This is a genomic window from Amycolatopsis dendrobii, assembly GCF_014145675.1.
Classification (GTDB): Bacteria; Actinomycetota; Actinomycetes; order Mycobacteriales; family Pseudonocardiaceae; genus Amycolatopsis; species Amycolatopsis dendrobii.
Map to the genome: position 1 here is coordinate 652,269 of NZ_JACGZW010000001.1, position 17,922 is coordinate 670,190.

The 17,922-nt window shown below is 69.6% G+C and carries 19 protein-coding genes; 9 read left to right on the forward strand and 10 right to left on the reverse strand.

Annotation, left to right across the window (positions count from 1 at the left end):
• Positions 1-20: 20 nt before the first annotated feature.
• Positions 21-1,421 carry an MFS transporter gene (locus H4281_RS02925; protein ID WP_182889289.1) on the reverse strand — a complete coding sequence of 467 codons (1,401 nt, stop codon included), beginning with the start codon at positions 1,419-1,421 and terminating at the stop codon, positions 21-23.
• Positions 1,422-1,671: 250 nt separating this feature from the next.
• Between H4281_RS02925 and H4281_RS02930 the strand changes: the two genes are divergently transcribed.
• Positions 1,672-2,376 carry a transglycosylase family protein gene (locus H4281_RS02930; protein ID WP_182889290.1) on the forward strand — a complete coding sequence of 235 codons (705 nt, stop codon included), beginning with the start codon at positions 1,672-1,674 and terminating at the stop codon, positions 2,374-2,376.
• Here the strand turns inward: H4281_RS02930 and H4281_RS02935 are convergent.
• On the reverse strand, positions 2,309-3,307 hold the full coding sequence (locus tag H4281_RS02935; protein ID WP_182889291.1) for a helix-turn-helix transcriptional regulator: 999 nt from the start codon (positions 3,305-3,307) through the stop codon (positions 2,309-2,311). The two genes, H4281_RS02930 and H4281_RS02935, sit on opposite strands and share 68 nt — an antisense overlap.
• Positions 3,308-3,347: 40 nt before the next feature.
• Positions 3,348-4,124, reverse strand: a complete 777-nt coding sequence (locus tag H4281_RS02940; protein WP_182889292.1) for a glycerophosphodiester phosphodiesterase family protein — start codon at positions 4,122-4,124, stop codon at positions 3,348-3,350.
• Between the two features lie 66 nt (positions 4,125-4,190).
• On the opposite strand from H4281_RS02940, the gene H4281_RS02945 reads away from it, so the two are divergent.
• From H4281_RS02945 to H4281_RS02955, 3 genes are all read left to right on the forward strand, one after another.
• Positions 4,191-4,571 (forward strand): hypothetical protein, encoded by a 381-nt coding sequence (locus H4281_RS02945; RefSeq protein WP_182889293.1) that lies wholly within the window; start codon positions 4,191-4,193, stop codon positions 4,569-4,571.
• Between the two features lie 92 nt (positions 4,572-4,663).
• Complete coding sequence (locus tag H4281_RS02950) at positions 4,664-5,485, forward strand: RNA ligase family protein (RefSeq protein WP_182889294.1); 822 nt, start codon at positions 4,664-4,666, stop codon at positions 5,483-5,485.
• 44 nt (positions 5,486-5,529) lie between these two features.
• Positions 5,530-6,354, forward strand: coding sequence for a helix-turn-helix domain-containing protein (locus H4281_RS02955; RefSeq protein ID WP_220506599.1), 825 nt, complete (start codon positions 5,530-5,532; stop codon positions 6,352-6,354).
• A 299-nt stretch (positions 6,355-6,653) separates the two neighbouring features.
• Here the strand turns inward: H4281_RS02955 and H4281_RS02960 are convergent, their stop codons facing one another.
• From H4281_RS02960 to H4281_RS02975, 4 genes are all read right to left on the reverse strand, one after another.
• Positions 6,654-7,118: an SRPBCC family protein gene (locus tag H4281_RS02960; RefSeq protein ID WP_312872040.1), complete on the reverse strand. Its 465-nt coding sequence runs from the start codon at positions 7,116-7,118 to the stop codon at positions 6,654-6,656.
• 4 nt (positions 7,119-7,122) lie between these two features.
• Entirely contained in the window at positions 7,123-8,148 is a 1,026-nt protein-coding gene (locus H4281_RS02965; RefSeq protein WP_182889296.1) for a tyrosine-type recombinase/integrase, read from the reverse strand.
• A gap of 663 nt (positions 8,149-8,811) precedes the next feature.
• On the reverse strand, positions 8,812-9,108 hold the full coding sequence (locus H4281_RS45125; protein WP_220506600.1) for a S1 domain-containing protein: 297 nt from the start codon (positions 9,106-9,108) through the stop codon (positions 8,812-8,814).
• A 19-nt stretch (positions 9,109-9,127) separates the two neighbouring features.
• Positions 9,128-9,838, reverse strand: coding sequence for an SDR family NAD(P)-dependent oxidoreductase (locus H4281_RS02975; RefSeq protein ID WP_182889297.1), 711 nt, complete (start codon positions 9,836-9,838; stop codon positions 9,128-9,130).
• A 60-nt stretch (positions 9,839-9,898) separates the two neighbouring features.
• Here H4281_RS02975 and H4281_RS02980 point away from each other — a divergent pair, with 60 nt between their 5' ends.
• Positions 9,899-10,492, forward strand: coding sequence for a hypothetical protein (locus tag H4281_RS02980; RefSeq protein ID WP_246411255.1), 594 nt, complete (start codon positions 9,899-9,901; stop codon positions 10,490-10,492).
• Here the strand turns inward: H4281_RS02980 and H4281_RS02985 are convergent.
• On the reverse strand, positions 10,489-11,355 hold the full coding sequence (locus tag H4281_RS02985; RefSeq protein ID WP_182889299.1) for an LLM class flavin-dependent oxidoreductase: 867 nt from the start codon (positions 11,353-11,355) through the stop codon (positions 10,489-10,491). The genes H4281_RS02980 and H4281_RS02985 overlap by 4 nt on opposite strands.
• A gap of 84 nt (positions 11,356-11,439) precedes the next feature.
• Positions 11,440-12,438, reverse strand: a complete 999-nt coding sequence (locus H4281_RS02990) for a DMT family transporter (RefSeq protein WP_312872041.1) — start codon at positions 12,436-12,438, stop codon at positions 11,440-11,442.
• A 122-nt stretch (positions 12,439-12,560) separates the two neighbouring features.
• Here H4281_RS02990 and H4281_RS02995 point away from each other — a divergent pair, with 122 nt between their 5' ends.
• The 4 genes from H4281_RS02995 (at position 12,561) to rox (ending at position 17,067) form a co-directional block, all read left to right on the forward strand.
• The gene (locus H4281_RS02995; RefSeq protein ID WP_182889300.1) at positions 12,561-13,166 is read left to right on the forward strand and encodes a TetR/AcrR family transcriptional regulator; all 606 of its coding nucleotides are present in this window, start codon (positions 12,561-12,563) and stop codon (positions 13,164-13,166) included.
• Entirely contained in the window at positions 13,150-14,766 is a 1,617-nt protein-coding gene (locus H4281_RS03000) for an acyl-CoA dehydrogenase family protein (protein ID WP_182889301.1), read from the forward strand. Before H4281_RS02995 ends, H4281_RS03000 begins: the two co-directional genes overlap by 17 nt.
• Positions 14,767-14,818: 52 nt before the next feature.
• The gene (locus H4281_RS03005; RefSeq protein WP_182889302.1) at positions 14,819-15,463 is read left to right on the forward strand and encodes a class I SAM-dependent DNA methyltransferase; all 645 of its coding nucleotides are present in this window, start codon (positions 14,819-14,821) and stop codon (positions 15,461-15,463) included.
• A gap of 176 nt (positions 15,464-15,639) precedes the next feature.
• Positions 15,640-17,067 carry a rifampin monooxygenase gene (rox, locus tag H4281_RS03010; protein WP_182889303.1) on the forward strand — a complete coding sequence of 476 codons (1,428 nt, stop codon included), beginning with the start codon at positions 15,640-15,642 and terminating at the stop codon, positions 17,065-17,067.
• Between the two features lie 66 nt (positions 17,068-17,133).
• Here the strand turns inward: rox and H4281_RS03015 are convergent, their stop codons facing one another.
• Positions 17,134-17,910 carry a PE-PPE domain-containing protein gene (locus H4281_RS03015; RefSeq protein WP_220506602.1) on the reverse strand — a complete coding sequence of 259 codons (777 nt, stop codon included), beginning with the start codon at positions 17,908-17,910 and terminating at the stop codon, positions 17,134-17,136.
• Between the last annotated feature and the right edge of the window lie 12 nt (positions 17,911-17,922).

Below are 17,922 nucleotides of genomic sequence, written 5' to 3' on the forward strand. Positions count from 1 at the left end.
CGACCGACCCTATCTGGGCCTCACAGCACCTCCGGCGGACGGTTGCCGGCGGCCGCGATGGCGCGCCGCACCGGCACCAGCGCGACGAACACGAACCCGAGCACGAAGAACACCACGAGCGCGATGATCGCCAGCCGGAACGACCCGGTCGCCTGCCCGACCCCGGCGAACACCAGCGGCCCGAGCCACGACGTGCCCTTCTCGCCGACGACGTAAAGCGAGTAGTACTGCGCGTCCTTCCCGGCCGGGATCATCTGGCTGAACAACGACCTGGCCAGCGCGTTCGTCCCGCCCAGCACGAGCCCGATCCCGATCGCCACGGCGAAGAACTGCAACGGCTGCCTCGGCTGCACGAAGTACGCCCCGCCGAGGACCACGCCCCACAGCACGAGGCTGACCAGGATCGTCCACTTCGCGCCGAGGCGTCGCGCGAGCAGGCCGTGCAGGACGCCGCCCGCGTAGGCGAGGAACTGGATCACCAGCACCGTGATGATCAACACCTCGTCGGAGAACCGCAGCTCGTCCTTCCCGTACTGCGCCGAGACTGTGACGACCGTGTTGATGCCGTCCGCGAAGAGGAGGTAGCTGCCGAGGAAGGCGAGCGTGAGCGGATACGCCTTCGCTTCGCCGAGCGTCTGGCGAAGTTCGCGGAAACCGGCCCGCAGCACCGAGACGCCACGCGCAGTCGCCGTCGGCACGTGGATGCGGGGCAGCCGGCGCAGGGTCGGGACGGTGAATACGGCCCACCAGATGCCCGAGGTCAGGAAGCAGATGCGCACGGCGAGACCGGTGTCGATGCCGAGGGACTCGCGGCTGAGGTAGAAGGCGAGCTGCAGCGCGAGCGCGAGTCCGCCGCCGAGATAGCCGAACGCCCAGCCCTTGGCCGACACGTCGTCGCGCTCGTCCGGCGTCGCGATGTCCACCAGGAACGAGTAGTAGACGACCAGCGAACCGCCGTACCCGATGTTCGCGAGGATGAACAGCGCCGCGCCCAGCTGCCAGTCCGAACCGGCCATGAAGAACATCAGCGCCGACGCCGCCGCGCCGAGCACGGCGAACCCGCCGAGGATCTTGCGCTTGTTGCGGCTGCGGTCGGCCACCGCGCCCGCGATCGGCAGCACCAGGACCTGCACGATCGTCGCCACCGACAGCAGATAGCCCCACAGCGAGCCGGCGGGGAAGTGGAGGCCGAACAGCGACACGTCGCAGTGGTTGAGCTTGTCGTCCGCACCGGACGCGTTGAGACAAGCCCTGTCCCCGTTAAGGGTGATGTTCTGCTTCGCGTCCGCGGCCGCGACGGTGCTCATGTACAGCGCCCCGAACACTGTCGTGACCGACGAATAGAACGGCGAGTTGGCCCAGTCGTAGAAGTACCAGCCCCACCGCTCCCGCTTGCTGTCCCGGGTCTCGGCCAGCGTCATCCACGACTCCTCGAATCAGGGCGAATCTCCAGGTCGCGCCGGACATTACTGCCGCGAGGGCAACGGGTACCGCCGAAGGGGGCAAACCGTGTCCGGTTCGTCGCTTCCGGTTTCCGCCGCGCCGTGCGGCGCACCGCGCGACACGCCGGGCCGGGCGTGTCGCTCCCGGGATTTCCGGGCGTGTCATGTGAGACTGCTGTGTGTGGTGTGACTCTTGTGGTCGATGGGTCACGTGCTTAGTGTGCGTGGCATGACCAACCGCGTTCGCACTGCCAGACGGGCCGCCGCCAGAGCCTTGCTGCTCGTCGTCGCCGTCCTCGGCATGGAACTCGTCGTCACCGGCGCCGCCTCCGCGGACCCCGCGTCGGGCACCTGGGCCAAGCTCCGCATGTGCGAGTCGAGCGGCCGCTACTCGATCAACACCGGCAACGGCTACTACGGCGCCTACCAGTTCGACCTCCCCACCTGGCGCAGCGTCGGCGGCCAGGGCCGCCCCGACCAGGCCAGCCCCCGCGAGCAGGACTACCGCGCGCTGTACCTGTACCGGATGCGCGGCTGGCAGCCCTGGGAATGCGGCGGCATGCTCGGCCTGTCCAACGACGGCGACGCCCGCAGCAAGCGCGTCCCCGCCTGGGAAGAAGCCGCCTACATCGGCGGCGGCGGACTGCCGACCCCGCCCGCGCCCAAGCCGCAGCCCGCCCCGCCGCCGGGACCGCCCGGCGCGACCCCCGCGTGGCCCGGCCTCGTCTACGCCTACGGCGATTGCGCGCCCGCGCTGCGCACGTTCCAGCTGCGGATGAACGCCTTCGGCTACGGCTTCAGCGGCACCGGCTGCTACTACGACAAGACCCGCACCGCGGTCCTCGACCTGCAGCGCGCCAACGGCATCAACGATTCGGGCCGGCTGGGCCCGAAGACGTGGAAGGCCGCGTGGGAAGGCAAGGCTCCGCGCTGACCCGCCCCGCCTCGGCGTAACGCGCGGCGAGCTGCCGGAACGCTTCCTTCAATTCGGCCGGGCCGACGACCTCGATGGCGGCGTCGACCCGGCCGAACGAGGCGGCCAGCCCGCGCCACGACCAAGCCCCGAGACTCACCCGGCACCGGTCCGGCCCGAGCGCCTCGATGACGCCGTCGGCCAGGTAGCTCGCCGCTTCCGTCGCCGGCAGACGCAGGATCGCCTCGCCGCGGCACGGCCACTCGCCGGACAGCTCCGTCCCGCGGAACCGCGCGGCCACGAACGCGGCGACGTCGGCCAGCCCGCGCTCGGCGAACTTAGGCCCGGTGGGCGTACGCGGCGTGATCCGGTCCGCGCGGAAGATCCGCCAGTCCGCGCGATCGAGATCCCACGCGACCAGATACCACCGCCGGCCCCACGTGACGAGATGATGCGGCTCGACCCGGCGGGGCGGCGTATCCGTTGGGGCGTAATCGAACCGCAGCACCTCCCGGGCACGCACGGCGGCGCTCAACGCCATGAGCGTTTGCGGATCCGCGCTCGGCGCCGGACGTTCGACGGCGGTGAAGCTCAACGCGTCCACCCGATGCCGCAACCGCGCGGGCATCACCTGCCGCACGGTCTGCAACGCCCGCCTGGCCGCCTCCTCGATCCCGGCCCCGGTCGCCGCCTGCAACGCGATCGCCAGCGCGACAGCCTGGTCGTCGTCGAACAGCAACGGCGGAAGCTGCGCACCCGCGTCCAGCCGGTAACCGCCGTCCGGCCCCTTCGTCGTGACGATCGGATACCCGAGCTCCCGCAACCGGTCGACGTCGCGGCGCACCGTGCGCGGGCTGACCTCCAGCCGCTCGGCCAGCAGCGCACCCGGCCAGTCCCGCCGGGCCTGAAGCAACGAGAGCAGCGACAGCAGCCGCGCGGAGGTCTTCGGCACGTCGTCGATCCTGTCTGGAGCAGCGGTCAGATCCTGTCCGCTACTTCCACGAACCCCGCTCCCGCAACACCTCGCGCAGCAGATCGGGCCGGTCGGTCACGATCCCGTGCACGCCGAGGTCCAGCAGCGTCCGCATCTCGTCCGCCTCGTCGATCGTCCACGTGTGCACCTCGAACCCGCGCCGCACCGCCGACTTCACGAACGCCTCGTCGACCACCTTCAACGGCCCCTGCCGCACCGGGACCTGCGCGAGCCAGCCCGCCGAGAACCGGCTGATCTGCAGCAGCGGAGCCCAGCCGTTCGCCCACAACAGGAACGCCGACCGCGGCCCCATCGCGGTCAGCAGCTTCGGCCCGGCCAGCTTGCGCAGCCTCGCGAGCCGCGAGTCCGAAAAGGACGCCGCGGCGACCCGCTCCACCGCGCCCGTCCGCTGCAACGTCCGCACGAACGGGACCACCGCGCTGTCGGCCTTCACGTCGATGTTGAAAAACGCGTCCGGCAGCTCCTCGAGCAGATCCTCCAGCCGCGACAACGGCGCCCGGCCGTCGATCTTGACGTCCTTGAGCTGCGCCCAGGTCTGGGTCGCGATCGCCCCGCGCCCGTCGGTCGTGCGATCGAGCGTCGCGTCGTGATGGACGACCACGACGCCGTCGGACGTGGCGTGCACGTCGGTCTCGAGGTAGCGGTACCCCTCGGCGACCGCGCGCTGGAACGCCGGCAGCGAATTCTCCAGCCCCTCCAGGTCGCCGATGTGCCAGCCGCGGTGGGCGAAGGCGCGGGGGAGCGAGTCGGCGAGGTACGGAAACGGTGGACGCATGGTTCCAGTCTGCGCCATCGGTGTGGCCCCGTCGTGAGAACGTGATGGACAGCTAGAGTCCGGCGGGTGAGGGAACTGGCCGAACACGCCCTGACCGGCGACGAACGCGTCGTGCCGCGCCGCACGAACGCCCCGAAACACTGCGGCTGGTGCGGACGCCGCCTGCCCGAAGCAGGCAACGTCGGACGCCGCAGGCGCTACTGCGGGCAGTCCTGCCGTCAGCGCGCCTACGAACGCCGGACCGCCCTGCAGCGCAGCGGCCTGCCCGAGGACGCGGTCGTGCTGTCCGACACCGAGATCGCCGCCCTGCAGGACCGGCTCTTCCAGCTCCGCTGCGCCGCGGAGGACATCGTGACCGCCGCGCAGGACGGCGCGTCAGCGAGCGAGCTGCGGCAGCTCGCGGAGGAGATCGCCTCGGCGGCGAAGGATCTCGAACAGCTCCGCTGAGCTTTCTTGTCGAAAAAGTGCCTCCTGACCTGCTGCTCATTTTCAGTTATGCCAATTGACACAAGTCTCGCCCGTGCTCTAGCGTTCGCGCCGTGGACGAACCCCGAGGGCGAGGCAGGCCCCGCAAAAACCCCGCGGCCCCGGCCCGCTGGACGCCCCCGGAAGGCTGGTCGCGGCTCGTCGCCTGGATCTCCCCGGAGGAGAAGAAGGCACTCAAACACGTCGCGGTCGAAGCGGACGTGTCAGTGGCGGACCTCGTCCGGTCACTGGCGAGCGGACTGGCCGAGGGCGTCATCAGCCATGAAGAACTACTGGGGCACGTCAGCAGAGGGAAACAAGTCATGGAGAAGATCCCCACGCTCTTCGAACGCGACGAGCGCTTCCAGGTGGTCGACCGGCCCCGCGCCGAATGCGCGTGGGTCTTCGACGGAGCCGGAGTGGGGACCGAGAAACTCGACGGAACCAACGTCCGCCTGACCGTCCGCTCCGGCCGCCTGGTCCGCGTCGAAAAGCGCCGAAACCCGAGCAAAGCCCAGAAACAGCAAGGGATCGTCGACGGCTGGTACGTCGACACCGACGAATCCTCCGCCGACGACAAGTGGATCCTCGCCGCCGCGGGGAACACCGACGTCTCGGAATGGCCGGACGGCGAGCACCCGTGCGAAGCACTCGGGCCCCGGATCCAGGGAAACCCGCTTGCCCTGGACGACCACCTGTGCGTGCCGTTCGACTTCCAAGCACCCACAGTGCTGGACGTCCCGCGCAGCTATCAAGGACTGCGCGAGTTCCTGACCACTTTGGACAGCAAGTTCTCGCCTGGCCATCTCGCGGAGGGGATCGTGTTCCACCATCCCGACGGGCGGCGGGCGAAGATCAAGCGCAAGGACTTTCCCCGGAGCGCGGCCGCGGCCTGAATTCGGGTTGACCTTCCAGCGGGTGGAAGGTGCAGATCGAGTCCATGGACGAGTCGACCGACCGCTGCCCGATCGGGGAGCTTGCCCGCCGCACCGGTTTGTCCGCGCGGACGATCCGGTACTGGTCCGACAGCGGAGTACTGCCGCCCGCGGAACGGTCCGCGGGCGGCTACCGGCTCTACCGCGCCGACGCGGTCGGCCGCCTGCACCTGATCAAGACGCTTCGCGAACTCGGACTAGGCCTGGACTCGGTGCGAGAGGTACTCGAGCGCCACACCACGCTGGCCCAAGCCGCCGCGAGCCACGTCGAGGCACTCGAAGCCCAGATCCAGATCTTGCGGCTGAACCGTGCGGTCCTGCGCAACGCCCTGAGCCGGGACACCGAAACCGAAGGACTCGCCCTGACGCACGAACTCGCCCGATTGCCGGCCCGCGAACGGCAACAGTTCATCGACGGCTTCGTCGGCAACGCCTTCGCCGGCGTCGACGATCCGGACGCGCTGGTCATCGCCGAGTTCATGCGAGAGGTGCCCCCGCAATTGCCCGCCGATCCGACTTCCGCTCAGGCGGACGCCTGGATAGAACTGGCGGAACTCGTCTCCGACGACGACTTCCAGCACACCCTGCGGGAGATGGGCTCCGCGGAGAAGCCGACAACCGCATCGAGTTCGGCCTCACCGTCCGGCCGCTGGTTCTCCAGCACGCTGGCCCGGCGGTCAAGAAGGGAATCGCGGCGGAGTCAGCGCCCGGACGGGCGATCCTCGACCGCATCGTGCCCGCCGATCTCGGCGACAACGAGTCGCGGGCGCTGCTCGAATGGCTCGACCTGGTCGCCGAACCGCGCGTCGAACGCTATTGGGAGCTGGTGAGCCTGATCAACAATCGCCCGCCGGAAGCGCGGAGCGTGCCCGCTTTCGCTTGGGTTGCGGCGGCCTTGCGTGCACACCGATAGCGCACCGCACCCTCACCGCGATGCGAGAACTCTCGGTGCTCGCCGAATCTCCTGCTCGGCGGTGCCGGACGTAGGGGAGAGGCTGACATTGGCCTCCCGGCCATTGCTCTCTCGGCAGTGAGCCGCGCCGGCGTCTGCCCGACTCACTGCCGACGAGCCACGGACGTCAAGCTCGCCTGCGGAGCGAGCCAGCACTCGGACGCCGCGCGAATCCGCCTACGACTGCGGACGCTCCGCCGCCTTCGCCAGGTTCTCCAGCGACGCCGCCAGGTTCTCCGTCGTCATGGAGCGGGCACGGGTGTTCCGCATCGTGTCGTTCGGGTCGAGATCCGACCAGTCGTAGGTGTGCGTCACCTCCGTGCGCGTCGCGCTGAGCGGGTTCAGCTCCCAGCGCCACAAATGCCCCGGAGGCTGCTGACCCTGTTCCGCCGGACGCCACGCCACCCGGCGCGCCTCCTCGAACTCCACGATGTGGTTCTCCCGCACCCAGCCGTTCGTGAGCGTCGTGGCGAACACGTCGCCGACGGCGTGGACGCGCTGGCCCGGCTTGGACTCGGCCAGGTTGTCGTTGCCGTCCCATCTGGGCTGCTGCGACGGGTCGGCGATCAGCTCGAAAATCCGCTCGGCGGGGGCCTCGATCTCACGGCTGGCGCGCACGACGCGCGAGGGTTCGTCAGTCACACGCTCATGCAATCACATCGGCCTCCCGCGCAGTGCCCTCTTGCGGAGCATCGTCCCGAGCCAATCCGTTGAGCGCCCGATAGGTCCGGTTGCTCGCGGCGGCCGCTCGCTGCTCCCGGCCGGTGGCTTCGATGTAGTTCTGGCTCGTCGCCAAGCTCGCGTGACCCAGCAAGGACATGATCTCCGACGCGGTGGCGCCGTCTTCGGCCAGCCGCGTGGCGAAGGTGTGCCGCAGAGCGTGGAGATTCGCGCCCGTCGGCACCCGGTCGTGCAAGCCCGCCCATCGGTAGCACGACTTCACCAGGTACTCCAGTGCACCGCGGCCGATCGGATCGCCCGCTCGGTCCCGCAGCAGAGGTTCGCTCGCCGGGAAGCGTTGCCGGGGGAACCGCCGGCGGCACGAAGCCTGATAGTCCTCGATCAGTTTCGCCATCGCCGGTTGCACCGGGATCGACCGGTCCCGGCTGCCCTTGCCGTGGACGTGCAACCGCAACTCGCCGTCTCGGCCGACCACCGACCGCGGCGTGAGGGCGCGCATTTCCGCTGCCCGCAGGCCCGCGACCAGTCCCAGCGCCAGGACCAGCACGTCGCGCTCCGGCCAGGGATCCCGCGCGCGCCGGGCGCCGTCGGCCGCCGCGGTGAGCAGTTGCTCGGGCGTTTCCTCGCCCCGCAACGGTTTCGGGGTAAGCGGGGGAGTCTTGGGCCGCGCGACGGCTCCCATCGGATTGCCGGGGAGCAGTCCGTCCGAGACGCAGAAGGTGAGGAACTGATTCCACGTCGACCACGCGCGCAGCACGGAGCTTTTCGCGTGGTTGTCGGCAAACGCGCCGAAGGCAGCCCGCAGCACCGGCGCTGTCAGCTCTTCGACGTCCACCTCGTCGCGACCCAGCTCCGCCAGCAGGAGAGCGGTGATCCCGGCGAGGTCGCGCCGATAGGCGGCAGTGGTGTGCGGCGAGTCCTTGCGCGGCCGCCGTGCCGCGAAGAACGCTTGCTGTGCCTCGGAAACGAGCATAGTGATCTTGTACCGCACGGCACCGACAATTTCGACGCTACCCGTTGTCTGATATATGATGCATAATAGCGATTATGCATGAAACATGGCCGCGGGAGGGGTTCCGCCAGGCTTGAGGAGGGGCTGAATCCCCTTGGGGGACAGCGCTTTCCGACTGGCCCGCTCGTGTCCCGGGACGCCCTGTGCGGCCCGGAAAGTCAGTGTTCCGGCTGGCTTCAGCAGCTTGAGCCTGCCTGGCGACGGGCTGGATCTGCGACGCGTTCATCTGGTCGAGTGGATCTTCAGGTGCCTGAGCCAGCGTCAGCACGTTCGGAAAAGTTGTTGTGCTCCAACCTCGATGTCCTCCCAGTCGTGCTTAATTCGTCACGGTGACGAATTAAGCACGACTGGGACGGCGGTTCCCGTCGGGGATCTTGGGTTGCTTTCCGACGGGAACCAACCTCAAGGCTCATCCAGAGAGCTCAGCTGACGACGTGCCCTCAGAAGAACGCGGCCGACTGAGTCGCGCGCCTCGCATGGCGAGGCGCGCGGAGACGAGTCGCCTGACTGCATCTGGGCCCTCAGGGAGCCTCTCCTCAACCTGTCTATCAGCAGGTCAGCAAAACGCCGATAATGTACATTATGTCAAGTAAGCGGTGAGACCACGCCCGGACCCACTCGCCCGGCCGTCTGCCTACAGACTCAGCGCTCGGACAGCCGGAGCCTGATCTGGTGGTTCTGGATGGCATGCCCGATGACCTCGCCCGCGACCGCGGCCCTGACAGCTGGCATCGATGTGTCGCGAGGCATGGTCGTCACCTCGGCCAGGCCGACCGCATCAGGCGTGCCGTCGATCCGCACGAATACTCCGAATGGCTGCGGTCCGATCACCTTGCCCGTGACGGGCGTCCCGGGCGGCAATGCCCCGGTTGTCGCCGCCCATGCCTGGCGAGCCCGATCCGCGAGGCCTTGGTCGTCCGGCCAGCGGTACTCGTTCATGAACCGATCATGGCAGCACTCACCACGCCAGCGGGCCGTCGATGTCGGTGTAGGTGCCGGTCGGTCCGCTGGTTCCGATCTGGGCCATCCGGACGATGATCTCCGCGCCCTGCTCGACCGACTGTCCCCCGCGACGTCCGTTGATGTCCGTTCGCGTGTAGCCGGGCTCGACGGCGTTGATGCGAATCCCCGGAAACGCCTTGGCGTACTGCACGGTCACCAGGTTCACCGCGGCCTTCGACGCCGGGTATGCGACGCCGCGGTACGCGTATTGGTGGGTCGCCGGGTCGGTCATCCTGCCCAGCGATCCGAGCGCGCTGCTGACGTTCACCACCACCGGCTCGGACGATCGTTGCAGGAGCGGCAGAAACGCGTGCAGCACCCGCACGACGCCGAAGACGTTGGTATCGAACGTTTCCCGCATCAGGTCGGCAGTGGTTTCGGCTGCGTCGACCGATTCCCCGTCGCTCTTCAGTTCGACGGCGATGCCTGCGTTGTTGACGAGGACGTCCAGTCCCCCTTCGGCCTCGACGGTTTTCGCCGCGGCGAGAACCGATGCTTCGTCGGTGACGTCGAGTTGAACGGTCCGTGCGCCGAGTTCCTCCGCGGCTCGCTGACCGCGGGCGGCGTCGCGGGCGCCGATGTAGACGGTGTGTCCGGCAGCGGCCAAGCGGCGGGCGGTTTCGTAGCCGAGTCCTTTGGTGGCACCGGTGATGAGCGTTGTGGTCATGGCGGCGAACGTATGTGCTGGAGCGCGGACCAGGTCAAGCGTCGGTGGCAGGATGGGTGGATGCCGCTGCCTGAGCCGACGACGCACGACTGGTGCCGTGATCACGATCCTGAGCACTTGCGGTTGATCCGGGAGAACCCGCAGCGGTACGCGCCGACCGGAATGTGTCATCTGATCCTGGAGGTGCTCGCTTACGCCGCGGACGAGGCCGAGGATCGGGGCGCGGGCCGGGCGGTCGTCGAATTTCACCCGGACGGTTCGGTTTCGGTGTCGGACGACGGGCGCGGGACGCAGATGGCGGTCGGCGACGACGGGCGGCCGGTGCGGAAGCCGGTGATGGCGACGAAAGACTTCCGGTACTTCGATTCTCCGCCCGCCGCTCCCCTCCCCGATGGCCATCCGCGGTACGGGATGTCGGTGGTCGCGGCGTTGAGCGAGTGGCTGGTACACACGAACCGGCGGGCCGAGGGCGCGTGGACGCAGCCTTATCGTCACGGTGTCCCGGCTGACGAGCTGGTTTCGGTGCCGTCAGACGGGACGACCGGGACGACTGTGCGTTTTCTTCCGGCGGAAGGGCTGGGCGGCGAGGTGTCCGCGGAGTCGGTGCGGCCGTTGGCCGAACGGTTGAGCGAGGTGCTGGTGGTCGAGGTCTAGTCCACTCCCCTTGGCGGGCCTTGGCTGATGCGGCGCAGGGTGGGTTCGAGGCGGTCGAGGTCGCTGGTGGTGATGAGCTGCCGTTCGTCCCACCAGGTCGCGCCGGCTTCGGCGAGCGGGGCGATCAGGTCGCGGGCTCGGGCCGGGTCGGCGGGGGTGGCTCCGCCGACGACGAACTCGAACTTCTCCCCCGCGCCGTGTTTTCGGGCGTAGGACACGACGTCGCGGACGTCTTGCGCGGCCGGGGCGACGCCGTGGGTGGCGTTTTTGAACAGCGGCGCGATGCCGTCCCAGCGTGCGGCGCGGCGGACTGGCCTGCGGTTGGGCCAGACTGCGGCGAGCCAGACCGGCGGGCGCGGTTGCTGGACAGTGGCGGGCCGGAGGGTGACGTCGCGGACTTGGTAGTGCTTGCCGTCGTGGTCGACGGGGTTTCCGGACCAGTAGCGGTCGAGGAGGCGGAGGCTTTCGTCGAGATGTTCGGCGAGGACGACCGGGTCGGTGGGTTCGCCGAAGCTGCCGAACTCGTCCTCGATCGGTCCGCCCAGGCCGGCGCCGAAGATGACGCGTCCGCCGCTGAGGGCGTCGAGGGTGGCGACCTGGCGGGCGAGGTGTTCGGGGCGGCGGCGGGGCACGGCGGTGACCAGCGTGCCGATCTTGAGCGTGGAGGTCGCGAGCGCGGCCGCGGTCAGCAGCATCCAGGGATCGCCGAACGGCTGGCCGCGGCGGATTTCCTTGTCGTGCACGACGTGGTCCCAGAGGAACAGCGCGTCCCAGCCTTCTTGTTCGGCCGCTGCCGCCACTCTCGCCACGGTCCGGGCGTCGGCGAAGTCGCCGAAGTTCGGGATGTTGATCGAGAAGCGCATACCGGGCATGGTCCCGGCAGCCGAGGCGGCGCGGCAAATGAATTGCCGGATCCGGTCTCGTCGCCGGGCGGCACGCCGCCGCGGTCATCCGGTGCAGGGCCGGACCTGCTGGCGGACTGGGGCCTCGGCTGGCTCTGCTTCCTCCGCGGCGCGGGCCGCGGCATCGTGCTTGGTGCGGACGACCGTGCTGATCGCGACGAGCGCGACGATCCCTGCCACGCCGGCGAAGGTGAGCGCGGACGGGGTGAGCCGCTGGTCTGGCAGCTGGAGGAAGAACGCGAACAGGGGCGAGAGCGTGAGCAGGATCGACGCGGTGATCGGCTCGGTGTGCTTGATGCCGACCTGCAGCAGGTAGAGCGGGGCCGCGACGCCGACGACGGCGATCATCAGCGACGGGAGGAATGCTGTTCCCACGGCCGGATGATCGTTGACCGCGACGAGCGTCCAGGTGAGGGCCAGCATCAGGAAGAAGCGCACCGCCAGCACCGATTGGGGCTTCAGTCCCGCGTCGCTGAGCCGTTTGGAGTAGATCACGTTCGTCACCGAGCCCAGGCCGGTGAGCAGGGTGAGCGCGATGCCGATCGCTGTGTCCGCGGTGGACCGTTCGCCTACGGCGCTGTGCCCGGTGAACGATCCCCAGACCAGCATCGCGATCATCACGCCGATGAACAGCGAGATGACGACCTCGGTGCGCAGGAGCTTTGTCCCGGGCCGGAGCACGGGGCTGACCAGCACGGTCAGCAACGGACCGAGCGCGAGCCCCACTACGTTCACGATCGCCGGTTCCAGGAACTTCAGCGCGTACAGCATCGACAGCCACGTCACTGCGGTCGTCACGTTGATCATCAGCACGTCGTAGCGGTGGTCCCGCAGTGGCCGGAAGGTCGCCGCCGGGCCACGTCTGAGCATGTCGCCGCCGAGGAAAAACAGGGCGGCGAGGGTGAACGAGATGGCCGCGACCGTCGCCGGGTCCTGCGCTTGGAGCTGATTGCCCGCGAAGACATCCAGCGCGGCGGTGAGGAACGCGAAGCCGGTCAGCGGTGCGAGCCCCCGCACCAGCCGCGTTCTGGGAGTTTCGGGCACGGCAGGGTCCCCCGGGCTGGACTGCTTGTCGGATGCGGTCAAGGAAAGTGTCCTGGGCTTGGCAAGCCGATTAGGGAAGCGACCGTTGACGCAAGTTGTGAATCGATGGTTCACTTCTTCCCGTGGCCTACCGCAGAACGCCCAAAGTCCAGGAGCGCCTCGACGCGCTCCGGGAGACCATCCTGGACGCCACGGTGCGGCAGCTCGCCGAGCACGGCTATTCCGGTTGTTCGGTAGCCGCCGTCGCTGAGCGGGCCGGTGTCGCGGTCGGGACGGTGTACCGCCACTTCCCCACCAAGGCCGATCTGGTCGTGCGGGTCTTCCGGCAGGTCGTGTCGCGCGAGGTGGAGGCGGTGCGGTCGGCTGCGGCCGGGCCGGTCGACCCGGTGGCGCGGGTCGTGGCGGTGTTCGAGACGTTCGCGATGCGGGCGTTGAAGGCGCCGCGGCTGGCGTACGCGCTGCTGGCCGAGCCGGTGGACGCGGTGATCGACGCGGAGCGGCTCGAGTTCCGGCGGGTGTTCCGGGACGTCGTGGCCGAGCACGTCGCCGAGGGCGTGCGGACCGGGGTGTTGCCCGCGCAGGACGCGGCGGTGACCGCGGCGGCGTTGGTCGGCGCTGCGGCTGAGGTGTTGATCGGTCCGCTGACCAGCGGCGGGTCGGCGGAGGTCAGCGAGTTGAGCACGTTCGTCGTGCGGTCACTGGGAGGTTCGGATGCCCGCAACGCATGAGGTCGTCAATCAGGTTCCGCCGCTGGAGCACGACGTCGCGGCCGATCCGGCGCTGGCGGAGGCGGTCGGGCGCACCGACGCGACGTGGGTCGGCGACGAGTTGCACGAGCTGGGGCGGCTGGCCGGCAGCGAGCAGGTGCAGGAATGGAGCAGGCTGGTCAACGAGAACGAGCCGGTGCTGCGCACGCACGACCGGTTCGGGCACCGGATCGACGAGGTCGAGTTCCATCCGCATTGGCACGACCTGATGAACGTCGCGGTGTCGCACGGGTTGCAGGCCGCGCCGTGGCGGGACGAGCGGCCGGGGGCGCATGCGGCGCGGGCGGCGAAGTTCTATGTGTGGAGCCAGTCCGAGGCCGGGCACACCTGCCCGATCTCGATGACGTACGCGGCGGTTCCGGCGTTGCGCGCGAATTCTGAGCTGACCGAGAAGTACGAGCCGCTGCTGGCGTCGACCGAGTACGACTTCGGGTTGCGCGAGCCGGGCGCGAAGCGCGGGCTGATCGCGGGCATGTCGATGACCGAGAAGCAGGGCGGTTCGGACGTCCGCGCCAACACCACCGCGGCGCGGCCCGCCGGCGACGGCACTTACCGGCTGGTCGGGCACAAGTGGTTCACCAGCGCGCCGATGTCGGACATGTTCCTCACGCTCGCGCAGGCGCCCGGCGGGCTGTCCTGCTTCCTGCTCCCCCGGGTGCTCCCGGACGGCAGCCGGAACCCGATCCGGTTGCAGCGCTTGAAGGACAAGCTCGGCAACCGGTCGAACGCGTCGTCGGAGATCGAGTACGACGACGCGGTGGGCTGGCTCGTCGGCGAGGAGGGCCGCGGGGTCCGGACGATCATCGAGATGGTCAACAACACCCGGCTCGACTGCGCGCTCGGCAGTTCGTCGGGGATGCGGCTGGGCGCGGTCCGCGCGGTGCACCACGCGACGCATCGGTACGCGTTCGGCAAGGCGCTCGTGGACCAGCCGCTGATGGCGAATGTGCTGGCGGACCTGGTGCTCGAGGCGGAAGCTGCGGTGGCGGCGTCGATGCGGCTGGCGGCCGCGGGCGACCGGCGCGACGACGAGCAGGAGCAGGCGTTCCGCCGTCTCGGGCTCGCGGTGACCAAGTACTGGGTCTGCAAGCGGGCTCCGATGCACGCGGCCGAGGCGCTGGAGTGCTTTGGCGGCAACGGGTATGTCGAGGAATCGGGCATGCCGCGGCTGTACCGGGAAGCGCCGCTGATGTCGATCTGGGAGGGGTCGGGCAACGTCGCGGCGCTCGACGCGTTGCGCGCGATGGGGCGGCAGCCGGAATCGGTGGCCGCGTTCTTCGCAGAGGTCGGCCAGGCCGCGGGCGGGGACGCGCGGCTCGACGACGCGGTCGACCGGCTCAAGAAGGATCTGTCCGATGTGGACGATCTGGAGTTCAGGGCGCGGCGGGTGGTCGAGTCGATGGCGTTGGTGCTGCAGGGTTCGCTGCTGGTGCGGCACGCGCCGCGCGCGGTGGCGGACGCGTTCTGCGGCACGCGGTTCGGCGGCGACTGGGGCCTGGCTTTCGGTACTTTGCCCGCTGGAACCGACACTTCCGCGATCATCGCCCGCGCCCGCGTCTAGTCCGCGCGTTTCGCCGGACAGGGCGCGGCGGCGGGCGCTACTGTCCCTGCCCGTGACCGAACCTGTTTACGTGACCGAGACGCGGACCGCGTACGACACTGTTGCCGAGAATTACGCCGAGTTGCTGAAGGACTTCCTTCAGGACGCCATCTGGGACCGCGCGGCGCTCACCGCCTTCGCCGAACTCGTCGGCGAAGGGCCGGTCGGCGACCTGGGCTGCGGCCCCGGACGGCTGACCGGGTATCTCAAGTCGCTCGGACTCGACGTGTTCGGCGTCGACCTGTCCCCCGCGATGGTCGAGGTGGCTCGCAGGACGCATCCGCACCTGCGCTTCGAGGTGGGCTCGATGGCCGCGCTCGACCTTGCCGACGGCTCGCTCGCCGGGGCGCTCGCGTGGTACTCGCTGATCCACACGCCGCCCGAGGAGCTTCCGGTGCTGGCCAAGGAACTCGCGCGGGTGCTGCGGCCGGGCGGCTGGCTGCTGACCGCGTTCCAGGTGGGCGACAACCAGCGCCGCCGCATCGAGAACGCTTACGGGCACGACATCGCGGCTGATGCGTACCGGCTGGATCCGGACTTCATCGCGCAACTGCTCGCCGACGCCGGTTTCGTGGTGGACGCGCGTCTGGTGCGCGAACCGGGACCGAGCTTCGAAGCGACTCGGCAGGCGTACTTGATGGCCCGCAAGGAGGGCTGAGGGAGGTCCGCTGGGGACAGAAAGGGGCGGGACTTTTCCCTGCCCCCCTTCAACATATAGCGCACCCCGGGGCTTGCGGCAAGGCCCGGGTGGTGCTCCACAATCGTCCGCCGGAGCCACTGCCTGCGGAAATACCGCGGGCGGGAATCGGCTCCGGTACAGGGGACGAAGAGTTCATGGTGGACGTGATCGTGGTGGGGGCCGGGCCGGCGGGCGTCATGCTGGCCGCGGAGCTGCGGCTGCACGGAGTGCGCGTGGTCGTGCTGGAAAAGGACGCGGAACCGCCGAAGTACGTGCGCGCGCTGGGGATGCACTCGCGCAGCATGGAGGTCCTGGACCAGCGGGGAATGCTGGAGCCGTTCCTCGCCGAGGGTTCGACGCACCCGGTCGGGGGTTTCTTCGCGGGCATCGCGCGGCCCGCGCCGGAGCGGCTGGACACCTCGCATCCGTACGTGCTGGGGCTTCCGCAGCCCATCACCGACCGGCTGCTGGCCGAGCACGCGGTCAAGGCGGGCGCGGAGATCCGGCGCGGATGCGAGGTCGTCGGGCTGAGCCAGGACGACGAGGGGGTCAGTGTCTCGTTGGCCGACGGCAGCGAGCTGCGGGCGCGCTATCTGGTCGGCTGCGACGGCGGGCGGAGCACGGTGCGCAAGGCGCTCGGCGTCGCGTTCCCGGGTGAGCCCGCCCGGCGCGAAGTGCTGCTGGGCGAGATGGAGGCGACCGCGGATCCCGCCGAGATCACCGCGCGGGTGATGGAAATCCGCAAAACCCAGCTGTGGTTCGGGGTCGGGCCGTTGCGCGACGGGATGTTCCGCGTGGTCGTGCCCGCGGCCGGAGTGATCGACGACCGGGAAGCGCGGACGCCGACGCTGGACGAGGTCAAACAGCAGTTGCGCGAGTACGCCGGGACGGACTTCGGCGTCCACTCCCCTCGCTGGCTCTCGCGCTTCGGGGACGCGACCCGCCAGGCCGAGCACTACCGGGTCGGCCGGGTGCTGCTCGCCGGGGACGCGGCGCACGTCCACCCGCCGCTGGGCGGGCAGGGGCTCAACCTCGGGATCCAGGACGCGTTCAACCTCGGCTGGAAGCTTGCCGCGGAGGTCAACGGCTGGGCTCCGGAGGGGCTGCTCGACACCTACGAGACCGAACGGCACCCGGTCGCGGACGCCGTGCTGGACAACGTCCGCGCGCAGGGCGTGGTGATGTCGCCCGATCCGGACGGGCGCGCGATGCGGCGGCTGCTGACCGAGCTGATGGCGTTCGAGGAGGTCAACCAGCTGCTGCTGGAGAAGGTGCTCGCGCTCGACATCCGCTACGACTTCGGCGAGGGGCATCCGCTGCTCGGGCGGCGGATGCGGGACCTGGCGCTCAAGCGAGGACGGCTGTACGAGCTGATGCACCAGGGCCGCGGGCTGCTGCTGGACCAGAACGGGCAGCTGTCGGCGGAAGGCTGGGCGGACCGGGTCGACCGCGTCGTGGACGTCAGCGAGGACCTCGACGTGCCCGCCGCGTTGCTGCGGCCGGACGGGCACGTGGTCTGGACCGGCGAGGATCAGCAAGACCTGGAGAAGCACTTGTCGCGCTGGTTCGGCGCGAAGCGATGAGGTCGTAGCGGGGGCGGAGCGGGTTTCCCGGCTTCGCTGGGGGTGCCGGGAAACCCGCTCGGGCGGTCAGGGATGCACCGGACCGCCCCAGCAGTCCTGCTTGCCCAGCCGCACGGACGTGTTGGTGTAGACGCCGTCGGCGATCGTGTCGCCCATGATCGACCGCTGGTCCGTCGGGCGCGGCCACTGGTAGCACCAGTGCTGGGCGAAGTAGCCGCCCGCCGCCTGGATCGGGTCGAAGTCGCAGATGCCGTCGGTCTGGATGCAGTAGCGGATGGACCGGACGCCGTTGAAGTCCGGTCGGCCCGCGCCGAACGACACGTAGCCGCCGAACGGCGAGGGCAGGCCGGTGCCCGGCGGGAGCGTCGCGCTGATCCCGGTCCCGGCCGGGCCGGGCGGCTGCATCGGGTCGGCGAACAGCTTGGCGCTGAACCTGGTCTTGTCGACGCCGAGCTGGTCGTCGGCGATGTCGTTGAGGACCATGTTCGCGACGATCGCGCCCTGGGAGTATCCGACGACGGTGAACTCGGCGTTCGGGTTCTCGTGGTAGGCGTCCTGGACGACCTGGCGGCCGCGGTCGTGTCCGATCGCGACGCTCTGGTCCATCGGGGTCTGGTCGCAGTTGGGCGCGCCGGCGGCTCCGGCGGGATAGTCCACGACCCGCGCGATGCCGCCTCGCAGCCACTCCGGACGGTAGACCGACGCCTTCCCGTCGCAGGTGCCGCCGATCAGGATGTAGTAGTGCGCGTCGTCGGCATGCGCCGGTGCGGCGCTGGCGAATCCCGCGCCGAGCGTGGCGACGACGGCGCCGGTCAGCGCGATCCTCCTGGCTTTCTTCCCCATCGGGTCCCCTCC